Source organism: Stenotrophomonas sp. YJH_SMC_94-11 (genome assembly GCF_059370435.1).
This window is the reverse complement of the sequence record NZ_JCAFTR010000006.1, coordinates 172,440-198,180: the sequence shown is the minus strand read 5'-3', so window position 1 is coordinate 198,180 and position 25,741 is coordinate 172,440. Positions and strand designations below refer to the sequence as shown.

Below are 25,741 nucleotides of genomic sequence, written 5' to 3'. Positions count from 1 at the left end.
TGGTTGAGAAAAGATTTCCTATGAGCAGCAGTGTCGTTGTCGTCGGTTCCTTCAATGTCGATCACGTGTGGCGGTGCGAGTCGCTGCCGGCACCGGGTGCGACCATTGCCGGCCGCTACAGCACCGGCCCGGGAGGCAAGGGCTTCAACCAGGCCGTGGCCGCCTGCCGCGCCGGCGCCGAGACGCACTTCGTGTGCGCGCTGGGCGATGACGCCGGCGGCGCCACCGCACGCGAACTGGCCGCGCAGGATGGCTTCGGCCTGATTGCCGAAGCCAGCAGCGAGCCGACCGGCACTGCGGGCATCTACGTGGACGCGCGTGGCCGCAACACCATCGTGATCGGCCCGGGCGCCAACGCCGCGCTCAGCACCGACTTCCTGCAACAGCAGCAGGCATTGCTCACCAGCGCCAAGGTGGTGCTGGTGCAGCTGGAATCGCCGGTGCAGACCATTGAAGCGGCGCTGGCCACGGCCCGCGAGGCCGGTGTCACCACCGTGCTCAACACCGCACCGGCGGACGCGCCCTCGACCATCGGCCTGCTCAAGCTGGCCGATGTGATCACCCCGAACGAGACCGAGTTCGCCGCGCTGCTCGGCCGCCATGTCGGTGAGCGCGTGGATGCCAACGATGTCGCCGCGCTGGATGGCGCCAGCCTGCATGCGCTCTGCCGCAAGCTGGTCGGCAACGGTACCGTGGTGGTGACCCTGGGTTCGGTGGGCGTGTTCGTCTCGCATGCCGACGAGAACCTGCGCGGCGATACCCAGCCGTACTACCGCGTCGGCGCCGAGCAGGTGCAGGCCATCGACACCACCGGTGCCGGTGATGCCTTCAACGGTGCGCTGGCCGCGTCGCTGGCGCAGGTGGCCGACGCCCCGTTCGCCCGCCACGTGCGCTTTGCCAACCAGTTCGCCGGTCGCTCGACCGAGAAGGAAGGCGCTGCAGCGGCGATGCCGCGCTTCACCCCGGCCGAGGCCGAAGCCAAGTAATTCCACGCCACGCGTGGATGACAAGGCCCGGGTGCACAGGCACCTGGGCCTTTCTTTTGCCCATTGCCCAGCCCCTGCGACCGCCTGTCGCATTGCCCACACCCTGCCCCTCGCTCACGATCCGCGCAGCTTCCTTGCACGGGCAGGACATGGACGGATTCCCCTGGTTGCTGGTCGCGGCCGCAGGCAGTGCCGCTGCGGCGCTGCTGCATATCGGCTGCATCGCCTTCGGCGCCGCGTGGTACAGATACTTCGGTGCCGGCCAGCGCGTGGTCCGGCTCGCGCATGCGGGGCACTGGTGGCCACCGTTGATGACCGCCGGCATCACGGCCGTGCTGGTGGCCTGGACCCTGTACGCACTGGCCGCCGCGGGCTGGCATTCGCCGCTTCCGGCCAGCCGCCTGGTCCTGCCCGCCATCGCTGCCTTGCTGCTGCTGCGCGCCGCGACGGGCTTCGGCCTGGCGCTGTTCCGGCCGGGGTACAACGGCCGGCGCTTCTGGGTGGTCAGTTCGCTGGCCTGCCTGGGCCTGGGGCTGGCCTTCGCCCTGGGTACCCGCCAGGCCTGGCAGAGCCTGGGTTAGCCGCCCACCATCGCCCGCCCTTGGGGGCGACGGAAGCAACCGTCAAGCATCTGCTGATGCCGGTACGGCATGAGGTCGGTGCCGATCGGCCTGAACCGGACCGTACCCGACACGGCCGTACCGCCGCCCGCGCCCTACAATGGGCGCATGCAGATCGGCCCGTACACCATTGCCCCCAACGTCGTGCTGGCGCCCATGGCCGGCGTCACCGACAAGCCCTTCCGCCTGCTGTGCAAACGGCTGGGCGCGGGCCTGGCCGCCTCGGAAATGACCATCAGCGACCCGCGCTTCTGGAACACGCGCAAGTCGATCCACCGCATGGACCATGAGGGCGAGCCGGCGCCGATCAGCGTGCAGATCGCCGGTACCGAGCCGCAGCAGCTGGCCGAGGCGGCGCGCTACAACGTCGACCACGGCGCGCAGATCATCGACATCAACATGGGCTGCCCGGCCAAGAAGGTGTGCAACGCCTGGGCCGGCTCGGCGCTGATGCGCGACGAGCAGTTGGTGGCGCGCATCCTCGAAGCCGTGGTCAACGCGGTGGACGTGCCGGTCACGCTGAAGATCCGCACCGGTTGGGACTGTGACCACCGCAATGGCCCGCTGATCGCGCGCATCGCCGAGGACAGCGGTATCGCTGCACTGGCCGTGCACGGCCGCACCCGCGACCAGCATTACACCGGCCAGGCCGAGTACGCCACCATCGGTGAGATCAAGGCCGCCCTGCGCATTCCGGTGATCGCCAACGGCGATATCGATTCGCCGCAGAAGGCTGCCCACGTTTTGAAGGAAACCGGCGTGGACGCGGTGATGATCGGCCGTTCCGCACAGGGCCGGCCGTGGATCTTCCGCGAAGTGGCGCATTACCTGGCCACCGGGCAGGAACTGCCGCCACCGTCGCTGGCCGAAGTGCGCGACATCCTGCTGGGCCACCTGCACGCACTGCATGCCTTCTATGGCGAACCGCAGGGCGTGCGCATCGCGCGCAAGCACCTGGGCTGGTATGCCAAGGACCGGCCGGAGAACGCCGCCTTCCGTGCGGTGGTCAACCGTGCCGAAGACCCGCAGAGCCAGATCGCGCTGACCACCGAGTACTTCGACCGCTTGATTGACGGGGAACCGGCGCTGTCTTCGGCGGCCTGACCGCCCTGCCGCGTCGCAACGTCGAGCCTGCTCGACCGAATTGAACTCCGAGAGCCCGCCCCATGACCCCGCCGATTTCCTCCCCGACCTACCTGCACGGGTTTTCCGGCACCGAACAGCAGCGCCTGATGACCCAGGCGCGCCTGCTGGAATCGAGCATCTTCGGCCAGATCGACTACAGCGGTGCACGGCGCCTGCTGGAAGTCGGCAGCGGCGTGGGTGCGCAGACCGAGATCCTGCTGCGCCGCTTCCCCGAGCTGCACGTGACCGGCGTGGACCTGAGCGAGACCCAGCTGGCCACCGCGCGCGAGAACCTGGCGCGCACCCCGTGGTGCAGCGACCGTTACACCCTGCAGCAGGCCGATGCCGGCGAACTGCCGTTCGAGGCGCGCAGCTTCGATTCGGCCTTCCTGTGCTGGGTGCTGGAACACGTTCCGTCACCGGCACGCGTGTTGAGTGAAGTGCGCCGCGTGCTGGCGCCGGGTTCACCGGTCTACATCACCGAGGTGATGAATGCCTCGTTCCTGCTTGATCCGTACTCGCCGCACATCTGGCGCTACTGGATGGCCTTCAACGACTTCCAGTACGATCACGGTGGCGACCCGTTCGTCGGCGCCAAGCTGGGCAACCTGCTGCTGGCCGGCGGCTTCCGCGACGTGCATACCGAGATCAAGACCATCCACCTGGACAACCGCGAGCCTGCCCGTCGCAAGACCATGATCGCGTTCTGGGAGCAGCTGCTGCTGTCGGCGGCCGACCAGCTGCTGCAGGCCGGCTCGGTGGACGAGGAAACCGTGGAAGGCATGCGCCGCGAGTTCCGGCTGGTGCAGAACGACCCGAATGCGGTGTTCTTCTACTCGTTCGTGCAGGGCCGCGCGACGGTGTACTGAGCCGACGCGGCGCTGCTGATGTTCCCGCCATCCACGCATGGCGTGGATCTACTCAACGGCACCGGCTGCGGGCGCTGATCGACGCAGTAGAGCCACGCCATGCGTGGCTGCCACCGCCGATGTCCCTTCATCCACGCATGACGTGGATCTACTCAACGGCACCGGCTGCGGGCGCTGATCGACGCAGTTGAGCCACGCCACGCGTGGCTGCCACCGCCGATGTCCCTTCATCCACGCAGGGCGTGGATCTACTCAACGGCGCCGGCTGCGGGTGCTGATCGACGCAGTAGAGCCACGCCATGCGTGGCTGCCAACGCCGATGTCCCTTCATCCACGCATGGCGTGGATCTACTCAACGGCACCGGCTGCGGGCGCTGATCGACGCAGTGGAGCCACGCCATGCGTGGCTGCCACCGCCGATGTCCCGCCATCCACGCAGGGCGTGGATCTACTCGGGCGCATGCCAGATCCGCTGCCACATGGCCGCCAGCCGGCGACTTGCGTCGGCGCGCGCGGCCGGGCTGCTGTAGTCCGCCCGCACCTGCTCGGGCACGATCGCCCGCCATTGCCCGTCGGCCTGCTCGGCGACGACGAAGTTGAAGGTGTAGTCCGGCTCCAGCCCCATGCGCAGGTCGCTCAGTACCAACTGGCCATCCACGACCTGCGCACGCATGAAACCGCGGTTGAACCACTGAAGCTGCTGCACCGCCGGGATGGCCCGCGCTTCGCGCAAGGCCTGCACGTTGGACGCATGGCCTTCGAACCGCATCGGCCCATGGTCGGCCACCAGTGAGCGATCACCCACCACGTAGCCATTGGGCGTCATCGCCACCACCCGCCACAGCAGCGTATTGAACGGCATCGGCACCGAGAAGCGCGGCGCGTCACCCAGGCCCATCGCCGCCAGGCTCTGCTGCGCGGCCCGATCGACCTGCGCCTTGGCGATCAGCCCCCAGCCCAGGTAGCCACTGCTGAACAGCAACGCCGCGCCCAGCACCTTGCCCACCCAGGGCCGCGCACGACCAAACCAGGCCAGCACGCAGCCCAGCAGCAGCCACACCGTGTAGCCAGGGTCGATGATGAAGACGCTGGAGCCCATGGTTGGGTGTGGCCGCAGCGGCCACCACAACTGGGTACCGTAGACGGTGAACGCATCCAGCAAGGGATGGGTAACCAGCGCCAGCTGGATCGCCCAGAACCAGCGCAGCGGTGACTGCGCGACGCGACCATTGCCGAAGCGCTTGAACAACCACCAGATCAGTGCGGCCACCCAGGGCAGCACCAGCAGCGAATGGCTGAAGCTGCGGTGTTCGGTCATGTTCGCCACCGGGTCGGCCGCAGTGAAGCCAAGCCACAGGGCGTCGAGGTCCGGCAGGGTGCCGAGCGCGGCACCGGCCAGCAGGGCCGCGCGGCGATGGCCGGGCGGAGCGATGGCAGCAGCGACGGCGCCACCGAGCACGATCTGGGTCAATGAATCCATGGGCCGATGCTAGCGGCTTGCGCGCGGTGTATGTAGAGCCGAGCCCATGCTCGGCTGCCGTTACACGCAATGAAGAGCAGCCGAGCATGGGCTCGGCTCTACAAGGGGACACACGCGGGCTATGCCGCCTGCGACAACCGCGCGCCCGGCAGCTCCACCAGCGTCTGGCCGTTGTGGTCCAGCAGGCGCAGCGCGCCGTCGTGGTCTTCGACCAGCGCGGTCAGGCTTTCCACCCAGTCCCCATCGTTGGCATAGACCAGGCCATCGCGTTCGACCAGCGAGGCGCGGTGGATATGCCCGCAGACGATGCCGTCCAGGCCACGCCGGCGCACGTCGTCCAGGCCGGCCTGCACGAAGCGCTCGATGTAGCGTTCAGCCGCACCACTGCGCTTCTTCAGGAACTCCGATAGCGACCAGTAGCGCATGCCAAGCTGGCGGCGCACCGCGTTCAATGCCTGGTTGCCGGTGAGGATGCGGTAATACAGCCAGTCACCGAACTTTTCCTGCAGGCCGCCGAAGTGGGTCACGCCGTCGTAGTCGTCGCCGTGCGCGACCAGCAGCCGGCGGCCATCGGCGGTCACGTGGATGGCGCGGCGGCGCACCTGCATCGCCGGCAGCATCAGCCCGCACACCTGGCGCAGCGATGCATCGTGGTTGCCGGGGATGTAGATGATCTCGGTGCCAGCGCGACGCAATGCGTGCAGCGCTTGGATGACCTCGCTGTGCGACTGCCGCCAGTTGGCACGGCGGTGCGCCATCCACCACAGGTCGATGATGTCGCCGACCAGGTACAGCCGTTCACAGCGCAGTTGCGAGAGAAAGCGCGCCAGCTCGGTGGCATGGCAGTGACGTGATCCCAGGTGCACGTCGGAGACGAACACTGCGCGCCGGTGCGGCGACAGGTTCGCCAGCGTGCTCATGCCGGCGCCCCCGCGTCGCGCAGGTAACGTTTGCGCTTGTTCGGCCGGATCGCACACAGGTCCACCTCGATCAGGCCGTCGATCGAATCGCTGAAGTCCGGATCCACCCCGAAGGCGAGGAAGCGCGCGCCGCCCGGTTCGCACAGATCGGTGTACTGGCGATACAGCGTGGGTACGCCGGTACCGAGTGCAGCCAGGTTGGCCTTGAGCACGTCGAACGCGGCGCCTGTATCCAGCTCACCGAAACTGGGCGGTGCGGCGAAGTACTGGAACGGCCGGTTCGATTCGGCCATGCCGGCGGTGCCGCTGTAATAGCGCTGGTAGTACGCCACCAGCTGCTCGCGCGCATCGCGCGGCAGCGCCGCACTGATCGACACCGCGCCGAACAGGTAGCGGATCCCCGGCCGGCACTGCAGGTAGGCACCGATGCCCTGCCACAGGTAATCCAGGCTGCGGCTGCCCCAGTAGTCGGGCACCACGAAGCTGCGGCCCAGTTCCAGGCCTTCGGCGATGTGGCTGATGGCGTCGTCGGAATAGCGGAACAACGACGCACTGTAGAGGCCGGACAGGCCGTGCCGGGCCAACGCGTGGGCACCACGCATGATCCGGTACGCGCCAGCGATGCGCTGCGCGGCGGCGTCCCAGATCACGATGTGCTCGTACTGCGGGTCGTAGTTGTCGAGGTCACGGCTGCGGCCGGTGCCCTCACCCACCTGGCGGAAGGTCAGTTCGCGCAGGCGGCCCAGTTCCAGCAGCATTGGCGAATCGGCAGTGCAGGTGGCCAGCAGGATCTGCTTGCCGTCGGCGGTCTGGCCCAGCTGGGTGGCGGCTGCGATGCCAGCGGCGACCTGCGAAGGTGGCACCGGGGCGGCCAGCGGCTCAGGGCCTGCGCAGGCAGCGGCATTGCCGGCCGCGCCATTGCGGCCCAGGGCATAGAGTGCGCGGCGTACCGCCAGCAGTTGGGCACCCGGATCGCCGCCGTCGCCCAGCCGCATCGGCTCGCCGATGCTCAGCCGCAGTGGGCGGCCACGACGGGTGAACATCTCGCGCGCCAGCAGCGCGGTACCGGCCGGCTTGAACAGGGTCGAGGCGCCATAGAACAGTGCCGAGTTGCGCGCTTCCACCCGCACCGGCAGCACCGGCGCACCGGCCGCGCGGGCAAAGCGGACAAATCCCCGCTGCCAGCGGCCATCGCGGATGCCGCGCAGCGACAGGCGCGAGACCTCGCCAGCCGGGAACACGATCACGCACTGCTCGGCGGCCAATGCCTGCTCCACCGCATGCAGGCTGCCGCGCTGCGCCTTGCCGCCCAGGATGCGCACCGGCAACAGCAGATCCTGCAGCGGCGCGATCGCCCCCAGCAGGTCGTTGGCCACGATCCGCACATCGCGGCGGATACGGCCGACCGCGTCCAGCAAGGCCAATGCGTCCAGAGCCCCGGAAGGGTGGTTGGCGACGATCAGCAGGCGGCCGGTGGCCGGAATCTTCGCCAGCGCGGCCGGATCCACCTGGTACTGGCCGCCGATGAACTCCAGGCCGGCGGCGACGAAACCGAAGCCGCGCAGGCCTGAGCTGCGCTGCAGGAAGGCTTCGATCTGGTCCAGGCGCGACCAGCGGCCGACGCTGCGCAGCAACGGCCGCGCCAATTGGCCGCGACGGCCATGGAACCAATCGGGGAAACGTTGCTGGAGACGCTGTTCGAGTTCCTGCATGGCGGATCCACTGATGCCCGGCGGCCGGATTGGCCGACAGCCTGCGCCCGGCAGGCGGCAGCCAGATGGCGGTTTCGGGGCAGAACGATGACGGTGGGCCCGCCTTTACGGCCGGGTCGCGGACTGCGCGGTCGGGAGGGTTGGGCAGTCCCGTCTGTTGTCACGCTGGTGGAACACTGGGCCTCGAGGCTGGCCCCCAATCCCGTCATGACGGCCGCTGCCGGGCCTACGCGGGCTTAACCACCGGCAACCGGTACGGGTTCACAATGCACAGGCGGCGCGCCCCGTGTATCATGCGCGCCCATCTTTCCATCCGAATCAAGGGATATTACGCCTGATGTCCAGCTATCTCTTCACCTCCGAGTCGGTCTCCGAAGGCCATCCGGACAAGGTTGCCGACCAGATCTCCGATGCGGTGCTGGACGCGATCCTGACCCAGGACCAGCGCGCCCGCGTGGCCTGCGAGACCATGGTCAAGACCGGCGTTGCAATCGTGGCCGGTGAAATCACCACCAGCGCCTGGATCGACCTGGAAGCGCTGACCCGCAAGGTCATCACGGACATCGGCTACGACAGCTCCGACGTCGGCTTCGACGGCGCCACCTGCGGCGTGCTGAACCTGATCGGCAAGCAGTCGCCGCACATCGCCCAGGGCGTGGACCGCAAGAAGCCGGAAGAAATGGGCGCTGGCGACCAGGGCCTGATGTTCGGCTATGCCACCAACGAGACCGACAGCTACATGCCGGCCGCGATCCACCTGTCGCACCGCCTGGTCGAGCAGCAGGCCAAGATCCGCAAGAAGAAGAACTCGCCGCTTTCGTGGCTGCGCCCGGACGCCAAGAGCCAGGTCACCCTGCGCTATGAAAACGGCGTGGTCTCGGCCATCGACGCCGTGGTCCTGTCGACCCAGCACGCCCCGGGCATCAAGCAGAAGGACCTCATCGAGGCCGTCCGCGAAGAGATCATCAAGCCGGTGCTGCCGGCCAAGTGGCTGCACAAGGGCACCAAGTTCCACATCAACCCGACCGGCAAGTTCGAGATCGGCGGCCCGGTGGGCGACTGCGGCCTGACCGGCCGCAAGATCATCGTCGACACCTACGGCGGCTGGGCCCGTCACGGTGGTGGCGCGTTCTCCGGCAAGGACCCGTCCAAGGTCGACCGTTCGGCCGCCTACGCGGCCCGCTACGTCGCCAAGAACGTGGTTGCCGCCGGCCTGGCCGACCGTTGCGAAGTGCAGGTCTCCTACGCCATCGGCGTGGCTGAGCCGACCTCGATCTCGGTTACCACCTTCGGCACCGGCAAGATCAGCGACGACAAGATCGAGAAGCTGATCCGCAAGCACTTCGACCTGCGCCCGTACGGCATCATCAAGATGCTGGACCTGATCCACCCGATGTACCAGCAGACCGCGGCCTATGGCCACTTCGGCCGCAAGCCGAAGGAGTTCAGCTACCTCAACGGCGAAGGCGAGACCGTCAACGCCACGGCCTTCTCCTGGGAGAAGACCGACCGCGCCGCCGCCCTGCGCGCCGATGCGAAGCTGAAGTAAGCAACACGAAGGGCCGCGCAAGCGGCCCTTCTCTTTCTGGTAGAGCCGGCCGCTGGCCGGCTTTTTCATGACCTCCGGAAACAATCGCGTGGTTGCCGGCCGGCGGCCGGCACTACCGGTTGCCGATACAATCGCCGCATGTCGACCGAACTGAAAACCCACCAGCTGTCCATGACCGTGCTGATGTCGCCGGAAATGGCCAATTTCTCCGGCAAGGTCCATGGTGGCGCCATCCTGCGCCTGCTTGACCAGGTGGCCTACGCCTGCGCCAGCCGCTATGCCGGCAGCTACGTGGTCACCCTGTCGGTGGACCAGGTGATGTTCCGCCAGCCCATCGCGGTGGGCGAGCTGGTCACCTTCCTGGCCTCGGTGAACTACACCGGCACCTCATCGATGGAGATCGGCATCAAGGTGGTGGCTGAGGACATCCTCAAGCGCAGCGTGCGCCACGCCAACAGCTGCTTCTTCACGATGGTCGCAGTGGATGAAGAAGGCCGGCCGACGCCTGTCCCGCCCTTGCAGCCGGCAACGTCCGACGAAAAGCGCCGCCAGGCCGCAGCACAGATCCGCCGCCAGTTGCGCCAGGAAATGGAGCAGCGCCACCTGGAACTGCTGGCGTCGAACCCGCCGTCGCCGGAAGAATAAGGACGTGCGGGGCAAGCCCCGCCCCCACCGGGGCCGCAGTTGCCGGCCAGCGGCCGGCACTACCCTTTCGAATTCGCCGGGCCATGCCCGGTGGATGCGGATCAACCGGTGTTCTGCACACCCTGCGAAACGCCGTTCACGCACGCCACCAGCGCGCGCAGCAGATCGTCATCCTCGCGCCCGCTGGCCCGCCAGCGCTGCAGCAGTTCCACCTGCAGCACGCTGATCGGATCGACGTAGGGATTGCGCAGGCGGATCGACAGCGCCAGCCGCGCGTCGTGGTCCAGCAGCGTCTTCTGGTCCATCAACGCCAGCAGCCAGCGCCGGGTGAGCTCCAGTTCGCGCTGCACCTGCGGGAAGAAGCGCCCATGCAGTTCACCCGACAACAGCGAGAACTGCTCGGCGATGGTGATATCGCCCTTGGACAGCACCATCGCGATGTCATCCAGGAAGGTACGGAAGAACGGCCAGTCCCGCGCCATATCGCGCAGGGTCTGTTCGTGGCCGGCATCGACCGCGGCCTGCAGGCCACTGCCCACGCCGTACCAGCCGGGAATCACCGCACGCGCCTGGCTCCAGGCGAACACCCAGGGAATCGCACGCAGGTTGCCCAGCGCTGCGTCCTGGCCGAGCCGGCGCGACGGCCGCGAGCCCAGCGTCATCCGCTCGATCACGTCGATCGGCGTGGCGGTACGGAAATAATCCATGAAACCGGCCTGGCCAACGAACCCGCGATACACCTCGCTGCTGGCCGCAGCCACCGCATCCATCACCGGCCGCCACGCATCCTCGCGCGGTTCGGCCGCGCGCGGGCGCAGGCTGGCGCGCAGCACTGCACCGGTAGCCTGCTCCAGCGAGCGCAGGGCCAGCGCGCGGATGCCGTACTTGCGATGGATCACCTCGCCCTGCTCGGTCACCCGCAGGCGGCCATCGATGCTGCCGCGTGGCGACGCATCCACGGCGTGGGTGGTCTTGCCACCACCACGGCTGATCGAGCCGCCCCGGCCATGGAAGAAGGTCAGGCGGATGCCGGCCTCGGCCGCCACCTCCAGCAGTTCCACCTGCGCGCGCTGAAGGCCCCAACGCGAAGCAGCAATGCCACCATCCTTGCTGCTGTCCGAATAGCCCAGCATCACCATCTGAACATCATCGCGTGCACGCAGGTGCGCGCGGTACACCGGATCCTCCAGCAGGTCGCGCAGCGTGGCGGTGCCGCGCTTGAGGTCGTCCACAGTTTCAAACAGCGGCGCGATATCGAGCGGCACGCCGCCATCGGCATCGACCAGGCCACCACGCCGCGCCAGCGCCAGCACCGCCAGCACGTCGCTGCGGTCGTGCGCCATCGAAATGATGTAACTGCCCAGTGCATCGCCGCCATGCCGCGCACGGGCATCGGCCAATGCAGCGAACACGGCGTCCAGCCGCCGGTTGCCTTCGTCGTCGCCTTTCGGCAACGGCACCTCGCCACTGGCATGCGGTGCCAGCAGGCGCGCGCGGCCCAAGGCATCCAGGCCCTCCCACGCCGGGTCGCCGCCCAGCACCGCCGCCAGCGCGCGCGCATGCACGCTCGATTCCTGACGCACGTCCAACCGCGCCAGATGGAAGCCGAACGTCTTCACCCGCCACAACAGCCGCTGCACGGCGAAGCCGCCAGCGTGTTCGCCGCGATTGGCGCGCAAACTGTCGAGGATCAGCTGCAGGTCGTCGATCAGTTCATCCGGGCCGGCGTAAGCGCCCTCGCCGTCTTCCAGCGTGGCCTGCAGGCGCGCGCGCATGCGATCGTTGAGCAGGCGGTAGGGCATGTCGGCATGGCGCGGGCGCGACTGTACCTGCGGCAGCAGCTGCTGGTAGTGCGCCACGCGCGCCTGCAGCGCATCGCTCACGCCCACCCGCTCGGTGGACTGGCTGAGCAGGCTGGCCAGCTGCAGCAGTTCCTTCTGATAGCGCGCCAGTACCGCCTGCCGCTGCGCATCCAGCGTAGTGCGGATGGTGTGGGCATCCACGTTCGGGTTGCCGTCCATGTCCCCGCCCACCCACGTACCGAAGCGCAGCAGGCGCGGCAGTGGCAGCTCTTCACCATAGGTATCGCGCAGCGCCTGCTGCAGCGATTCGTACAGCACGGGAATCACGCGGTACAGCACCTGCACCAGATAGAAGCCGACGTGCTCGCGCTCGTCATCGACGGTGGGCCGCACCGGCGAGGAATCAGTGGTCTGCCACGACGCGGTCAGCGCCATGCGGAAGCGCGCAGCATCGGCGGCCGCTTCCCCGGGCGTGCGCTGGCCGTCGAGGTTGTCGACCAGGCTGGCCACCATCAGCTGCTCTTTCTCCAGCAGCGCACGGCGCACCGCTTCGGTCGGGTGCGCGGTAAACACCGGTTCGATGTCGATGCGCGGCAGCCACTGCGCCAGCTCGTCCAGGCCCACGCCCTGCGCCTTCAGGTGCTGCAGCGCATCCTGCAGGCCGTCGGGCTGCGCCCCTGCGGTACCGGCACGCTGGTAGTCACGGCGGCGGCGGATGCGATGCACGCGCTCGGCAATGTTGACCACCTGGAAGTAGGTGCTGAAGGCCCGCACCATGGTCTCGGCCTGCTGCGGCGTGCGCCCGGCCAGCCCTTCGGCCAGCTCCGACAGCGGCGCCTGGTTCTCGCGACGGGCGATGGCGCGGGTGCGCACGTCCTCGACCTCGTCGAGGAAGGCCGCCGATACCTGCTCGACCAGCAGGTCACCGACCAGTGCGCCGAGCCGGCGCACGTCATCGCGAAGCGGAAGATCGGGGGAAGCAAACTCGATGCTGCTGCGGTACTCGTTCATCGGCGACGCACAGGCCTCGGTCAACGGATCCAGACCCCAAGCCTAAACCAGAACGGGCAGCGTGCTGCGATGCAAAAATGGTTTCATCTGCACGCATCCCTGGCGGACGCAGCCGAGCATGGGCTCGGCTCTACAAGCGTCGTGGCGCGTGACACCGTGTAGCGCCCGAGCCCATGCTCGGGCGGCGGCGCAGCCGCACAGGCGGCCCCTGTTACAGGGGCCGCCCTCATGCAGGTATCAGCGCTTCTTCTTCGCCTTGCCCTGCTCGGCCGGGCCGATGGTCTGCTCCAGCCAGCGCTCGCTTTCGGCCAGCATGGTCATGATCGATTCGCGTGCCCGGTAAGCATGCGATTCGTTGGGCAGCATCACCAGCCGCGCGGTGCCACCCAGGCCCTTCACCGCGGCGAACATGCGCTCGCTCTGGATCGGGAACGTGCCGGAGTTGTTGTCGTCCACGCCGTGGATGAACAGGATCGGATCCTTGATCCTGTCGGCGTAATTGAACGGCGCCATCTTCTGGTAGACGTCCTGCGCCTGCCAGTAGTTGCGCTCCTCGGCCTGGAAACCGAACGGGGTAAGCGTGCGGTTGTAGGCACCGCTGCGCGCGATGCCGGCCTTGAACAGGCGGGTGTGTGCCAGCAGGTTGGCCGTCATGAACGCACCATAGGAGTGGCCACCGATGGCGATGTGATCGCGATCGGTCACGCCTCGGCGCACCACTTCATCCACCGCCGCCTGCGCATTGGCCACCAGCTGTTCGATGTAGGTGTCGTTCGGCTCCTTGTCACCCTCGCCGATGATCGGCATCGACGGGCTGGCCAGCACTACGTACCCCTTGGCCAGGAACGCCTGCGGGCCCCAGTAGCTGACCGCGTTGAAGCGGTACGGCGAATCGGTCACCTGGCTGGCCGCGGCCGCGCTCTTGAACTCGCCCGGGTAGGCCCACATCAGCAGCGGGCGCGGGCCGTCGCGCTTGGGATCGTAGCCCGGCGGCAGCAGCAGTGTCGCGGTCAGGTCGACGCCATCCTTGCGCTGGTAGCGGATCTGCTCCTTCTGCACGCCCTTCAGCTGCGGCAGCGGATGGGCGAAACGGGTCAGCGCGCGCGGTGCGGCACCGGCATCGGCCAGCGACTGCACGTAGAAGTTGGCCGGTTCGTCCGGGCTCTCGCGGCTCAGCAGCAGCGAATTGCCCTGGTTGTCCAGCAATGCCACCGGCAGCGAATAGCTCGGCGCCTGCGAATGGAACAGGCGCGTCGCCTTGCCCGTGGCGATGTCGAAGCGGTCCACGAACGGGCGGTCGCCTTCCGGCGAAGCGCCGGCACCGGCCAGGTACAGGCTGCTGCCTTCCGGGCTGGTCTGCAGCAGCGAGCGACCACGTTCATCGCTGGCCAGCAGCGGCCGCCCCGGATCGGCATAACGGTCCTGCGCGTCACGATCCCACAGCAGGCGCGGCTCGGCACCGGCGTTGTCCGGGGCAATCAGCCAGGTCCTGGTCCTGCGGGTCTTCCACCACGACTCGGTCAGCAGGGCCAGGTCGCCACGGCCCCAGTTGATGCCGCTCAGGCGGCTGCCAAGCTGGGCCAGGGTCACCGGCGGCTTGTCGAACGGCGCAGCCTGCATCAGCACCGCATCGCGCACCTTGGCTTCCCGGTTCGGATCACCACCGTCCTGCGCTTCGGCCCAGACCAGGGTGGCATCGGCATCACCGCGCCAGCTGATGTCGCGCACGCCGGTCACTTCGGCATCGTTGCCGGTCGGCAGGCCTTCCACCAGCGGGCGCACCGCCACGGTATGCACCAGCTTGCCGGTGGCACGCTCGATCACTTCAATGCGGCGCGGAAAACTGCTTACCGGCACCACGTAGGAGTACGGACGCTGCACCGGCTGGCGCAGCACGAAGCGGCCGTCAGGCGACACCGAGAAGCCCATGAAGATGCCGGCCGCACCGATCGCGCGGGTACTGCCATCCAGGCCGACTTCCATCGGCTGGGTCGTCGCGTAGTAATCGAACTGGCGGGCGTCGGCTTCGTTCTTCAGCAGGTCCTGATAGGTACGGATCGACACCACGCCGCCGCCCTGGCTGGTCTGCTGCACGGCAGGGCCGGTCGGGACGCCGTCGGCGGCCGGGGCCGGCCCCAGGTTGGCCGGGCGGGTGAACACCACCAGCCCGCGGCTGTCCGGCAGCCACTGGTAGCCGCTGCCGATCACCGTGTTCAAGCCGGCAACCAGGCGGCGGGCGCTGCCACCGGCCACATCCACCAGCCACAGTTCATTGGCGCCGCTGGCGGCGTCGACCTGGTTGAAGGCCAGCCACTTCTGGTCCGGCGACCACATCACACTGGCGATCGACAGCGTGGCCGGCAGGCCACTGATCTGCCGCTCCTTGCCATCGGCCACGTTCATCAGCCACAGCTTCTCACCGAAGCTGAAGCGGCTGTCGGAGAACGTGCGCGGGTTGATGCGCAGGCCGGCCAGCTTCAGTTCCGGCTGCGCCACCACCTGGATCGACGGCAGCGACGGCATCTGCATCATCGCAGCCACGTCGCGGCGCGGCGACAGGAACAGCGACGGCGCGCGCGGGGCGTCGACCACTGCCTGCAGTGCGGCCGATGGCAGTTCGTAGCCATTGACGCCCTGCGCCTGCGCCGGAGCTGGCTGCGAGGCGGCCGCCCAGGCCAGCGGGGCCACCGCCAGCAGCCCCATCGACAGGACCAGGCCGGTCCAGCGCCGTGTGCGGCGCGCGTGCATGCTCATCGTTCCACCTGTGTGATGCGTGAAAACTCCGACCTTAACAGGCCGTGCACGTGGCCCCATCTGCCGATGGTTGGGTCATGCCGATGTCACGCTGGGGCCGCGATATAATGGGGGTTCTCCCCTGCCGAGGGGCGCTGCGACCGGATCCCACGAGGCCCGGCCAGGCTCGGTAAGGTGGCTTTGTAACAACGGCGCCCGGCTAGATGCGAGCATCCGCTCGCCCACAACCGGAGCACACGAATGAACGCTGTTGCCAAGACCTTCTCCACCGAAGGTGATTACAAGATCCGCGATATCACGCTGGCCGACTGGGGCCGCAAGGAACTGGACATCGCCGAGCACGAAATGCCGGGCCTGATGTCGATCCGCCGCAAGTACCAGGCCGAGCTGCCGCTGAAGGGCGTGCGCGTGACCGGCTCGCTGCACATGACCATCCAGACCGCAGTGCTGATCGAGACCCTGAAGGACATCGGCGCCGATGTGCGCTGGGCCTCGTGCAACATCTTCTCGACCCAGGACCACGCGGCTGCCGCCATCGCCGCCACCGGCACCCCGGTGTTCGCCTGGAAGGGCGAGACCCTTGAAGAGTACTGGGACTGCACCCTGGACGCGCTGACCTTCACCCTGGCCGACGGCACCCTGACCGGCCCGGAACTGGTGGTCGACGACGGCGGTGACGTGACCCTGCTGATCCACAAGGGCTACGAGCTGGAAAACGGCAGCGACTGGGTCAACACCGCGTCCGCCTCGCACGAAGAACAGGTCATCAAGAACCTGCTCAAGCGCGTGGCCAAGGAGCGCCCGGGTTACTGGGGCCGCGTGGTCAAGGACTGGAAGGGCGTCTCCGAAGAGACCACCACCGGCGTGCACCGCCTGTACCAGCTGGCCCAGGCCGGCACCCTGCTGATCCCGGCGATCAACGTCAACGACTCGGTCACCAAGAGCAAGTTCGACAACCTGTACGGCTGCCGCGAGTCGCTGGCCGACGGCCTGAAGCGCGCGATGGACGTGATGCTGGCCGGCAAGGTGGCCGTGGTCTGCGGCTACGGCGACGTCGGCAAGGGCTGCGCGGCCTCGCTGCGTGCCTACGGCGCGCGCGTGATCGTCACCGAGATCGACCCGATCTGCGCCCTGCAGGCGGCGATGGAAGGCTATGAAGTCAACACCATCGAATCGACCCTGGGCCGTGCCGACCTGTACGTCACCACCACCGGCAACCGCGACATCATCCGCATCGAGCACCTGAGCGCGATGAAGGACCAGGCCATCGTCTGCAACATCGGCCACTTCGACAACGAGATCCAGGTCGACGCACTGGTGTCCTACCCGGGCATCAAGCACGTCAACATCAAGCCGCAGGTGGACAAGTACATCTTCCCGAACGGCAACGCGATCTTCCTGCTGGCCGAAGGCCGCCTGGTGAACCTGGGCTGCGCCACCGGCCACCCGAGCTTCGTGATGTCCAACAGCTTCGCCAACCAGACCCTGGCACAGATCGACCTGTGGGCGAACAAGGACAGCTACGAGAAGAAGGTCTACCTGCTGCCGAAGAAGCTGGACGAAGAAGTGGCCCGCCTGCACCTGGAGAAGATCGGCGTGAAGCTGACCACCCTGAGCCAGGAACAGGCCGACTACATCGGCGTGCCGGTGGAAGGCCCGTTCAAGCCGGACCACTACCGCTACTGATGCCTGTGGGGTGCCGGCCAGCGGCCGGCACTACCGGCGTACGCGGGGTCGGATCCCTTTCCGCATGAAAGGGCTCTGACCCCGGCAACGGATGCAGACAGGACGGGCGCCTTCGGGCGCCCGTTCTGCGTTGCGGCACCCGGCAACCGATCGGCGCACCCTGTCACGAAGCACTAAGAAGCTGCTTGCTAGGCTTTACGCCCGCGTGGGCTGCCAACGGCAGGCCATGCGCCGGGACGCAGACACCAAAGGACAGGACATGCCGCGCAACCGTGAACGACTGAACCGGGCCATGAAGCCCCTGATGACCCTGTGCTGGGTGGCCCTGCTGGCCGCCTGCACCCCACCTGCCGGCGACGCCGGCGCTACGGCTCCGGCTGCGGCCAGCGGACAGGCCAGCCCCGCAGGCAAGGCCGCCGACGCGCCCGCCACGGTTGCCGACACGAGCGCTGGTTGCGCCGATGCAGCGTCGCCGGCACAGACCCTGGTCTGCAAGGACCCGACCCTGACCGGCCTGGATGCGGACATGGGCAAGGCGGTCACTGCCGCACAGGCCACGCTCGATGCAGCAGGGCAGAGCAAGCTGCACGCCGAACAGCAGCGCTGGCAGGAGCACACCCGCGACCTGTGCACCGATGCACAGTGCCTGCGGCAGGTGTACGCCGATCGCCTCAAGGTGCTGTCCGCTACGCGCGACGGCCTGGTCGATCAGGATGCATGCGAAGCCCCTGACGGCCAGCAGCAGTGCGTGGACCTGCTGGTGCTGCGCGATCCCAACAGCCAGCTGGCTAACTTCAACACGCTGCTGGGTGAGAACGGCCAGGAAGGCCGCCTGCTGGGCTGCACGGCCGCCACGAACATGGGCGGCGGCGCCAACGCCCTGCTCGCAGCCAACTGCACCCAGGAAACCTCCGCCGGCAGGCGCACCGTACAGCTGTGCAGCAACCAGATGGTTGGCCAGTTCGCCCTCGAACCGGCGCCGGCTGCTTACGGCACCCAGGCTATCCGCCAGCTGCTCGGCTTCACCCAGCAGCACTGCGCCGGCTGACAATCGCCGGGCACGCCCGGCGCTTTTGTCTCATTGAAGGACGATGACCATGGCAACGGATTCCACCATTACGCGCGAACAGCTGTCCACGCTGTTCCTCAACACCGAGCTGGGCGGCGACACCCGCCACCTGGACCACTTCTCATACGCACAGAAAGGCGCAAGCACTTATTCGTTCGGGCTGGTGCAGTTCGATGTCGGCGGCAATCCGCAGGCCAGGCGCTTCCTGCGCGACAACGGCTTCACCGATGGTGACATCGCACTGTTGTCCCAGCAGGGCGGATTGAGCACCCAGCAGCTGGCGGCGCTCGACGCCAAGTTGCAGGCCATTCCGCAGGCCAGGATGGACGAGCTCACCAACGCCAAGCTGGACAGCGCCATCGAGCGTGTCGATCAGGCCATCGCCAAGGTGCGTGCAACCAATCCGGCCGCGGCCGATGCCATCGCCGCCAACCCGGAGTTGCAGTTGGCCATGGCGGACTATGACAACCAGTTCGGCAGCATGGGCCCGCAGTTCATCAGCTATCTGGCCGGCAACGCGGAAAAGCTGCAGGGCGGCACGGTCCAGGCCGGCAATCCGCCGACGCGCGGCGACGTGCAGAACTTCGTCGATGCCACCAAGTACGGCATCCAGTCGCAGGCCGCCGTAGCCAGCCGCGATGAGCGCTTCGACCGGGCCATGGTCCAGATCGGCATCACCCCCACCCATGCTCCCTCGCACGGGTCACCGGGCACGCCTGCGGGCAACGGCGTGCTGGTCAACGGCAGCAAGGGCGATGAGGTGCAGGCCATGCAGCAGAAGCTGTCCGACCTGGGCTATCTGGGCAAGGACGGCAAGCCGCTGGTGGCCGATGGCGATTTCGGCCCCGGCACCCTGGAAGCGGTCAAGCAGTTCCAGCGTGATCACCACCTCACCGTAGACGGCAAGGCTGGCGGCACTACCCTGGCCGCACTGGATGCGGCCACGCAGCAGCGCGCACCGGCTGCCGAACCGACCATGGCCACCCCGGGCCACGCCGACAACCCGCGTTACCAGCAGGTCGTGGAAAAGCTGGAAGCACTGGAAGAACAGCGGCGCCAAGGCGGCCTGTCGCCGCTGTTCAATGACCGCAGCCAGCTCGAGAACGCCGCAGGCCAGGTGGCTTACGAGTCAAAGTTGGCCGGCATGAGCCAGGTCGATACCGTGCTGGCGCGGCCGGACAACCAGGGCGTGTTCGCGGTGCAGGGCCAGCTCGGCGATCCCGCCATGCATCGCACCTACGTCGACCTGTCGCAGGCGGTGAACCACAATCTGCAGGACAGCACGCGGCAGAGCCAGGCCCTGGACAACGAACTGTCGCAGCGGCAGACCCAGGAACAGATGCAGACGCAGCAGTCGATGTCGCGCTGATGCTGGATGCAGCCGATCGCAGCCGGGACGGGCGCCTTCGGGCGCCCGTTCTGCGTTGACGCGCGAGTCTCGGTCAAGGCAACGCCCCTGCCCCGCGCTAGGATGCGTCCATGACCCCGGCCATCAACCTGCTCAAGCGCGAGAAGATCGCCCACACCGTGCGCAGCTATGTGCACGACGCCCACGCCGAATCGTATGGTGGCGAAGCCGTCGACAAGCTCGGCCTCGACCCGGCCCAGGTCTTCAAGACCCTGCTGGCCAGCACTGAAGCACATGAACTGCTGGTGGCGATCGTGCCGGTGGCCGGCCACCTGGACCTGAAGGCGCTGGCCGAAGCGGCCGGCTGCAAGAAGTGCGAGATGGCCGCCGCCGACGCCGCGCAACGTGCGACCGGCTACCTGGTCGGCGGCATCAGCCCGCTGGGGCAGAAGAAGCGCCTGCGCACGTTCCTGGATGCCAGCGCGCAGGTGTTGCCCACGCTGCACGTCAGCGCCGGCCGCCGTGGCCTGGAAGTGGAACTGGCGCCGGCCGACCTGCTGCGCCTGACCGCCGGCCACTACGCTGCCATCGGCAAGGCACGCTGATGCGCTGGCCGTGGTCTGCGGCACCGCCGCCCAGGCTGGAAGACGCGCAGGCCGATGTGCTGCTGCAGGACCTGCTGTCGCGCGACGCGACGCGCATCACCGACGCCGCCCGCATCGTCGCACGACTGTTCAGTGCACCGTCGCTGGACGCATTGGCCGCGCATGTGGACCTGATTGAACGCAGCTGCCACGGCATCACCCTCGGCGGCATGCTGATCAGCAACCAGGCTCATCTGGAGGCGGCCCTGAAACGGCTGCGTCACTGGCAGGCGCACGCAGGCTGCCTGTGCGCGCTCAATCCCGGCTACCCGTTCTTCGATCCGCGCCGCCTGATCGAACAAGGGCAGATGCAGCTGCTCGCGTTGCAGGAGGCCGAGGATGGTTGGGGCGATTGCCACAACGTTGCCTGCATGCACTGCGGCCAGCATTGGCAGGCCATCGACCGCGAGTACCACTACCCGTGGTGGGAATGGAAAACTGCCTGAAGGCCAGGCAGCCAAGCATGGCGCGGCTCTACTGCGGTCCGTACACTCACGCGATGCGTGGATGACCACTATCGCTCACGGCCGCCAGTTCGCGTTGCTCTCCCAGAACTCGACAGAACGCCGGTAGGCCTCGCGGTCCAACGGCACGCCGGAACCGCCCTCTTCCACGCCCAGCGCATTGCGCATCATCGTGATCGGCGCCATCGGCACCTCTTCCGGCTCGGCGGTATAGATACAGCCGACGATGCCCCAGTCGGCCTCGATCGGCGAGCCTTCCTTCGCCAGCTGCTCGGCGCTGTACAGGATCACCACCAGATAGTTCGCACGCGGCGACTCCACGCCCTCGAACCAGCGCACCAGCACCGGCAGTTCGTCGCGATTGCGTGCCTCGTAACCACTGCGCAGCAGATGGCGGTTGGCCTCGGTGATCGGCACGGTCAGGCAGCGCGTGCTGGTCCAGTTCTCGTAGACGAACAGTTTGCAGAACGGCGCATAGCCGTCCAGTACCTTCATCGGCGCGTGCGCGTTGAGGTGCGCTTCGAACTGTTCGGCAGTGCAGTCCTGGATCGTGTTGCCACGCGGTACGCGCGGGAACAGGCGGGGACGGGCGAAATCGGTGAGAACGATGGACATGGCGCGGCGTGATCAGGGAATCCGCTGCACAGGGTAACCGCTGGTAGCGCCTACAACGCCATCCGCTCGCGCAGCTCCCGCGCCTGCCGTCGCGACACTTCCACCTCGCTGCCATCATCCAGCGTCAGATCGTAGCCGTCGCCGATGCTGGGCGACACCCCACGGATACGGCGCAGGTTGACCAGTGTGTTGCGGTTGGCGCGGAAGAATAGATCCTGCGGCAGGCGTGCTTCCAGCGCGCTCAGGCTGCGGGTCAACAGGGCGTTCTGGTCGCGGAACCACAGGCGCGTGTAGTTGCCATCCACCACCAGCCGGCGAATCTCGGAGACCGCCACGAACCAGCAGCGTTCACCCTCGCGCACGAACACCTGGTCCTGTGCGCCCAGCGTGTTTCGCAGTTCCAACGCCCCGCTCGCCACCACGTCGCGCTCGCGCGCCCGCTCCAATGCTTCCAGCAGGCGCGGCGCCTCCACCGGCTTCACCAGATAGTCCAGCGCATTGGCCTGGAATGCGCGTACCGCGTAGGTGTCATAGGCGGTAACGAACACCACCGCCGGCACCGCCTCCAGGCCGTCCAGCACATCGAAGCCGCTGCCGGAGGGCATCTGCACATCCAACAGCACCAGGTCCGGCGCCAGTGCAGCGATCGCCTCGCGTGCGGCCGGCACATCATCGGCCTCGCCCACGCACTGCACCCAGGGCAGCGCTGACAACAGCGTACGCAGCTCCTGCCGCGCCAGCCGCGCATCATCAACGATCAACACGCGCAGCACGCCACTCATTGCGCAATCTCCAGCAGGGCATGCATGCGGTCACCGACCGGCTGCAGCACGAATCGGCCACGCGTGCCCAGCTGCGCACGCAGGTAGGCCAGGCCGACGCCATGGCCATGGGTGGGTTCGCTGCCGGTTGCACGTGGATTGTCAACCTGCAACCGCAGCACATCATTGGCCAGCGAGGCATGGATCCGCACCTCGCCACCGCCCGGGCGACTGGCAATGCCGTGCTTGATCGCGTTCTCGACCAGCAGCTGCAGCGCCATTGCCGGCAGCTGTGCCTGCGTGGCATCGGCATCGATCTGCTGCAGCACCTGCAGGCGCTGCTCGAAGTGGATCGCCTCGATGGCCAGGTAGTCGTCCACCACTGCCAGTTCCTCGGCCAACGTGACCTGCTCACTGCGGTTGTGCGCCAGCGCCTGGCGCAGCGTGCGCGACAGCCGCGTGACCATGTCGCGCGCACGTTCCGGATCCTCCAGGATCAGCGCGCGCAGATTGTTCAACGCATTGAACATGAAATGCGGGTCGAGCCGCGCACGCAGCGCATCACGTTCCAGCGCACTGCGTTCGGCTTCGGCGCGCAGGCGGGCCAATTCGGCCTGGCGCGCGCTGCGCATGCCGTGCAGGCCGGCCCACATCGCGGTCCATAGCCCCAGCATCAGCACGGTGTTGAGCCAGTAGAGCAGGCGTGCGACCGGGCGGAAATCACCCGATCGGCCGCCAAAATCCACCCACCCCAGCGCCAGCGCCGGCTGCAGCACCGCCGTCAGCAGCAGTTGCGCCAGTGCTGCACCCAGCAGCACCGCCAGCGCCAGCCGCAGCACCAGCGCGCCCAGGTCCAGCCGCCACCAGTGGCGCCGCAAGGCCAGCGCGCGCAGGCTGCCGCTGATGCCATACAGCAGCACGCCGAGGCCGACGCTGATGAGCGTACTTCCACTGCTGCTGGCGCCACCGAACGCGCCGGTCATGGCCAGGCTGATCACGCAGAACAGCGCCCAGCCGAGGGTGTTGATCAACCAGAAGCGCAGTGCGGAAGTCGAATCGGGCATGGCCATGGCCGGAACGGTCGGAAGGATCAGCGGTGGCTGTCGAGGAACGCCTGCACCTGCCCACGCAGCCACTGCGGATCATCCCACATCAGGAAGTGGTGGCCGGTCGCGCTCAGTTCGATGCGCACGCCGGGCAGCGCGGCGTACTGCGACTGGAAGATCGCACGCGCCGATGATTCGGTCGCACCGAGTGCCTGGTAGGACGCCCAGGCGCCCAGGACCAGCGTAGGCGAGTGGATGCCGGCCACCTCGCTGCGCAGGTCGGTCACCAGCATCGAGTACATCGCATCGGCGGTGGTGGCGCGATCGCTGTCATGGCCCCAGCGCCTCAGTTCGGGCAGGCGCGCGGTGCTGCTGGTCAGCGGGGCCAGCGCCGCTTCAGCCTGCGCCTGGTAGCTGGCCGGGTCTGCAGCCAGCATCGCAGTGCGCATCTTTTCGGCCATCGGCTGCACGCTCTGTGCGGTCGCCTGCGGGTTCTGCATGCCTGCATAGAACGGCAACGAATCGACGATGACCAGCGGCCCCAGTGCGTCCGGTTCCTTTACCGCCATCTGCAGCGTCAGCACGCCGCCCAGGCTGTGGCCGATCACCGCCGGATGGTCCAGCTTCTGGTCATGCACATAGGCCAGCAGCTGGTTGCGCATGGCCGAAAGGAAATCCGCCGGCTGCGGGTCTGCCGGCGCGGCGCCGGCAAACCCCGGCAACTGCACCAGGTGGCACTGCACGTCCTGCAACGCGCGGCAGGTCTCGCGCCAGACCTCCGCGCTGCTGTTGAGGCCGGGAATCATCAACAGCGGGCGCCCCTTGCCGACCACCTCGACCTGCACCTTGCCGGCGGTCGAGTCAGTGGCGGCATGCGCCGAGCCGGAACCGAACACGGCCATCGCCATGCCGATCATCGCCAGCCGGGCCAGGTCTTTCATCGCATACCAAAATGCCAGGAAGATCTTCATCGTCTGCTCCTTCATCGGCTGGGTGGTGCCGGGATGGGAACAGCGTGCTGCCGGTCCAGCGCCCCCGGTTACGATTCCGGAGCAACGGCCGGTCAGCAGGGCGAACGGTCGCGCGCCACGGATGGCCCGCCCTCACACCGCAATCGCACATCCATCTTGATGAAGCGATATACTGATCCACACCCGCCGCCGCCGCCCGTGCCATGACTGCCATCAGCTTCGAGTTCTATCCGCCCAAGACCGATGAACAGCGCAGCCAGCTGGATCGCGCCGCAGCCAAGCTGAAGGACTACGGCCCCGAGTACGTGTCCTGTACCTTCGGCGCTGGTGGCTCGACGCTGAGCTATACCTCCGAGACCGTGCGCCATCTCAACCAGCACCATGGCTTCGAGGCCGCACCGCATCTGTCGTGCGTCGGCGGCACCCGCCAGGAAATCCGCGAACTGCTCAAGCTGTACCGCGCCATCGGCTGCCATCGCCTGGTCGCGCTGCGCGGCGACCTGCCCTCCGGCATGGGCTTCCCCGGCGACATGCGCTATGCCGCCGAGCTGATCGAGTTCATCCGCGCCGAACACGGCGATGCGTTCCGCATCGAGGTAGGTGCCTACCCGGAGACCCACCCACAGGCCTCCGATGCATTGGCCGACCTGAAGCACTTCAAGGCCAAGATCGATGCCGGCGCCAACGCGGCGATCACCCAGTATTTCTACAACCCGGATGCGTACTTCCACTTCGTCGATGCCGTGCGCCGGCTCGGCGTACAGGTACCGATCACGCCCGGCATCATGCCGATCGCCAACTTCAGCCAGCTGCGCCGTTTCTCCGAGCAGTGCGGTGCGGAGATCCCGCGCTGGATCAGCCGCAAGATGCAGGCCTATGGCGATGACGCCGAATCGGTGCGGGCGTTCGGTACCGAAGTGGTCGCCAGGCTGTGCCAGCGCCTGGTCGAGGGCGGCGCGCCGGGCCTGCACTTCTACACCCTGAACCTGGCCAAGCCGACCACGTCGGTGCTGAAGCTGCTGCACGGCTGAAAGCACGCCATGCCACCGCGATCGGCGCTACCCTGCGTCGATGAACCGGCTTTCCTTCCTGCTGTTGCTGCTGTCATTGTGCTCGGCATCGAGCGTTGTCCATGCGCAGTCCACGCGCTTGAACCGCTGCACCGATGCGCAGGGCCAGAGCGTGTATACCGACCGGCCCTGCGACAGCGTCGGCGCCCGATCACGATTGCCACCGCCCGCGCCCACCGGCAGCACCCTGCGGCGAGACACCCTGGGGGCGCGCTGCCCACGGCGCCTTAGCGAGCTGGTGGACGCGCTGCGCATCGGCATCCTCAGCAACGATGTGAACCGGTTGTCGTCGCTGTACCTGTGGGGCGCGGTCTCCGATGCCGGTGCGCAGCGCATCCTCGGTCAACTGGAATCGCTGGCGCGGCGGCCGCTGGTAGACGTGGTACCGGTGTATCCCTCGCAGGCGCTGCCGCAATCGCAGGATGAGGATCAGAGCCCTGCGGCGCAGGTATCCGACCCGGAGCCGTCGGCCGTGCGGCATCCGGTCGGCCTGCGCCTGGAACAGACCCTGCCCGGCAGCGTGTCGCGCGCTTCGACGGTGCTGGGGTTGCGGCGTCAATACGGGTGTTTCTGGATCACATTGTGACCGGGAGG

General features: G+C 67.6%; 22 protein-coding genes and 1 riboswitch. Of the genes, 13 read left to right on the top strand and 9 right to left on the bottom strand.

All coding sequences use genetic code 11. The features are described 5' to 3' along the window. Positions 1–20: 20 nt before the first annotated feature. From AC5P74_RS12595 to AC5P74_RS12580, 4 genes are all read left to right on the top strand, one after another. Complete coding sequence (locus tag AC5P74_RS12595; protein ID WP_053500087.1) at positions 21–986, top strand: ribokinase; 966 nt, start codon at positions 21–23, stop codon at positions 984–986. A 149-nt stretch (positions 987–1,135) separates the two neighbouring features. Further along, positions 1,136–1,567, top strand: coding sequence for a hypothetical protein (locus AC5P74_RS12590; RefSeq protein ID WP_053500089.1), 432 nt, complete (start codon positions 1,136–1,138; stop codon positions 1,565–1,567). Between the two features lie 147 nt (positions 1,568–1,714). Continuing rightward, positions 1,715–2,710 carry a tRNA dihydrouridine synthase DusB gene (dusB, locus tag AC5P74_RS12585; RefSeq protein ID WP_053500098.1) on the top strand — a complete coding sequence of 332 codons (996 nt, stop codon included), beginning with the start codon at positions 1,715–1,717 and terminating at the stop codon, positions 2,708–2,710. Between the two features lie 62 nt (positions 2,711–2,772). Beyond that, entirely contained in the window at positions 2,773–3,600 is an 828-nt protein-coding gene (locus tag AC5P74_RS12580; protein ID WP_005415318.1) for a class I SAM-dependent methyltransferase, read from the top strand. A 448-nt stretch (positions 3,601–4,048) separates the two neighbouring features. Here the strand turns inward: AC5P74_RS12580 and AC5P74_RS12575 are convergent, their stop codons facing one another. The 3 genes from AC5P74_RS12575 to olsF all read right to left on the bottom strand — a co-directional run bounded on the left by AC5P74_RS12575 (position 4,049) and on the right by olsF (position 7,712). Next, positions 4,049–5,080, bottom strand: coding sequence for a metal-dependent hydrolase (locus tag AC5P74_RS12575; protein WP_346607347.1), 1,032 nt, complete (start codon positions 5,078–5,080; stop codon positions 4,049–4,051). A 119-nt stretch (positions 5,081–5,199) separates the two neighbouring features. Further along, a complete protein-coding gene (locus AC5P74_RS12570) occupies positions 5,200–6,000 on the bottom strand; it encodes a UDP-2,3-diacylglucosamine diphosphatase (RefSeq protein ID WP_053498813.1) in 801 nt (266 codons plus the stop codon). Further along, positions 5,997–7,712: a bifunctional ornithine lipid synthase OlsF gene (olsF, locus tag AC5P74_RS12565; protein ID WP_346607346.1), complete on the bottom strand. Its 1,716-nt coding sequence runs from the start codon at positions 7,710–7,712 to the stop codon at positions 5,997–5,999. The genes AC5P74_RS12570 and olsF overlap by 4 nt, the downstream gene beginning before the upstream one ends. Positions 7,713–8,049: 337 nt before the next feature. Between olsF and metK the strand changes: the two genes are divergently transcribed. Next, positions 8,050–9,261 (top strand): methionine adenosyltransferase, encoded by a 1,212-nt coding sequence (gene metK, locus AC5P74_RS12560; RefSeq protein WP_005408103.1) that lies wholly within the window; start codon positions 8,050–8,052, stop codon positions 9,259–9,261. Between the two features lie 138 nt (positions 9,262–9,399). After that, positions 9,400–9,906, top strand: coding sequence for an acyl-CoA thioesterase (locus AC5P74_RS12555; protein ID WP_005415314.1), 507 nt, complete (start codon positions 9,400–9,402; stop codon positions 9,904–9,906). Positions 9,907–10,007: 101 nt separating this feature from the next. Here the strand turns inward: AC5P74_RS12555 and ppc are convergent, their stop codons facing one another. Together ppc and AC5P74_RS12545 are read right to left on the bottom strand one after the other, a co-directional pair. Beyond that, on the bottom strand, positions 10,008–12,719 hold the full coding sequence (ppc, locus tag AC5P74_RS12550) for a phosphoenolpyruvate carboxylase (RefSeq protein WP_139726741.1): 2,712 nt from the start codon (positions 12,717–12,719) through the stop codon (positions 10,008–10,010). A gap of 237 nt (positions 12,720–12,956) precedes the next feature. After that, positions 12,957–15,473 carry a S9 family peptidase gene (locus AC5P74_RS12545; RefSeq protein ID WP_032953936.1) on the bottom strand — a complete coding sequence of 839 codons (2,517 nt, stop codon included), beginning with the start codon at positions 15,471–15,473 and terminating at the stop codon, positions 12,957–12,959. Positions 15,474–15,593: 120 nt separating this feature from the next. Further along, a riboswitch (S-adenosyl-L-homocysteine riboswitch) is annotated at positions 15,594–15,677 on the top strand. Between the two features lie 36 nt (positions 15,678–15,713). On the opposite strand from AC5P74_RS12545, the gene ahcY reads away from it, so the two are divergent. The 5 genes from ahcY to AC5P74_RS12520 all read left to right on the top strand — a co-directional run bounded on the left by ahcY (position 15,714) and on the right by AC5P74_RS12520 (position 20,666). Next, positions 15,714–17,159, top strand: a complete 1,446-nt coding sequence (ahcY, locus tag AC5P74_RS12540; RefSeq protein WP_033834449.1) for an adenosylhomocysteinase — start codon at positions 15,714–15,716, stop codon at positions 17,157–17,159. Between the two features lie 259 nt (positions 17,160–17,418). Then, the gene (locus tag AC5P74_RS12535) at positions 17,419–18,207 is read left to right on the top strand and encodes a lysozyme inhibitor LprI family protein (protein ID WP_005415310.1); all 789 of its coding nucleotides are present in this window, start codon (positions 17,419–17,421) and stop codon (positions 18,205–18,207) included. Between the two features lie 49 nt (positions 18,208–18,256). Beyond that, a complete protein-coding gene (locus tag AC5P74_RS12530) occupies positions 18,257–19,597 on the top strand; it encodes a peptidoglycan-binding domain-containing protein (protein WP_229766028.1) in 1,341 nt (446 codons plus the stop codon). A 110-nt stretch (positions 19,598–19,707) separates the two neighbouring features. Further along, on the top strand, positions 19,708–20,181 hold the full coding sequence (ybaK, locus tag AC5P74_RS12525) for a Cys-tRNA(Pro) deacylase (protein ID WP_005415308.1): 474 nt from the start codon (positions 19,708–19,710) through the stop codon (positions 20,179–20,181). Next, positions 20,181–20,666 carry a hypothetical protein gene (locus AC5P74_RS12520; RefSeq protein WP_065178753.1) on the top strand — a complete coding sequence of 162 codons (486 nt, stop codon included), beginning with the start codon at positions 20,181–20,183 and terminating at the stop codon, positions 20,664–20,666. The genes ybaK and AC5P74_RS12520 overlap by 1 nt, the downstream gene beginning before the upstream one ends. A 75-nt stretch (positions 20,667–20,741) precedes the next feature. Here AC5P74_RS12520 and AC5P74_RS12515 read toward each other — a convergent pair whose 3' ends face one another. The 4 genes from AC5P74_RS12515 to AC5P74_RS12500 are packed head-to-tail and all read right to left on the bottom strand — an operon-like array spanning position 20,742 to position 24,077. Beyond that, positions 20,742–21,299, bottom strand: a complete 558-nt coding sequence (locus AC5P74_RS12515) for a DUF3228 family protein (protein WP_053498826.1) — start codon at positions 21,297–21,299, stop codon at positions 20,742–20,744. A 50-nt stretch (positions 21,300–21,349) separates the two neighbouring features. Continuing rightward, positions 21,350–22,081, bottom strand: coding sequence for a LytR/AlgR family response regulator transcription factor (locus tag AC5P74_RS12510; protein WP_188218684.1), 732 nt, complete (start codon positions 22,079–22,081; stop codon positions 21,350–21,352). Continuing rightward, entirely contained in the window at positions 22,078–23,124 is a 1,047-nt protein-coding gene (locus tag AC5P74_RS12505; protein ID WP_495204962.1) for a sensor histidine kinase, read from the bottom strand. The genes AC5P74_RS12510 and AC5P74_RS12505 overlap by 4 nt, the downstream gene beginning before the upstream one ends. A 26-nt stretch (positions 23,125–23,150) precedes the next feature. Next, positions 23,151–24,077, bottom strand: coding sequence for an alpha/beta fold hydrolase (locus AC5P74_RS12500; protein WP_346607344.1), 927 nt, complete (start codon positions 24,075–24,077; stop codon positions 23,151–23,153). A gap of 203 nt (positions 24,078–24,280) precedes the next feature. Between AC5P74_RS12500 and metF the strand changes: the two genes are divergently transcribed. Both metF and AC5P74_RS12490 read left to right on the top strand, forming a co-directional pair. After that, entirely contained in the window at positions 24,281–25,108 is an 828-nt protein-coding gene (gene metF / locus AC5P74_RS12495) for a methylenetetrahydrofolate reductase [NAD(P)H] (RefSeq protein ID WP_495204961.1), read from the top strand. A gap of 40 nt (positions 25,109–25,148) precedes the next feature. Next, complete coding sequence (locus AC5P74_RS12490) at positions 25,149–25,733, top strand: DUF4124 domain-containing protein (protein ID WP_053498830.1); 585 nt, start codon at positions 25,149–25,151, stop codon at positions 25,731–25,733. The last annotated feature ends 8 nt before the right edge of the window (positions 25,734–25,741 follow it).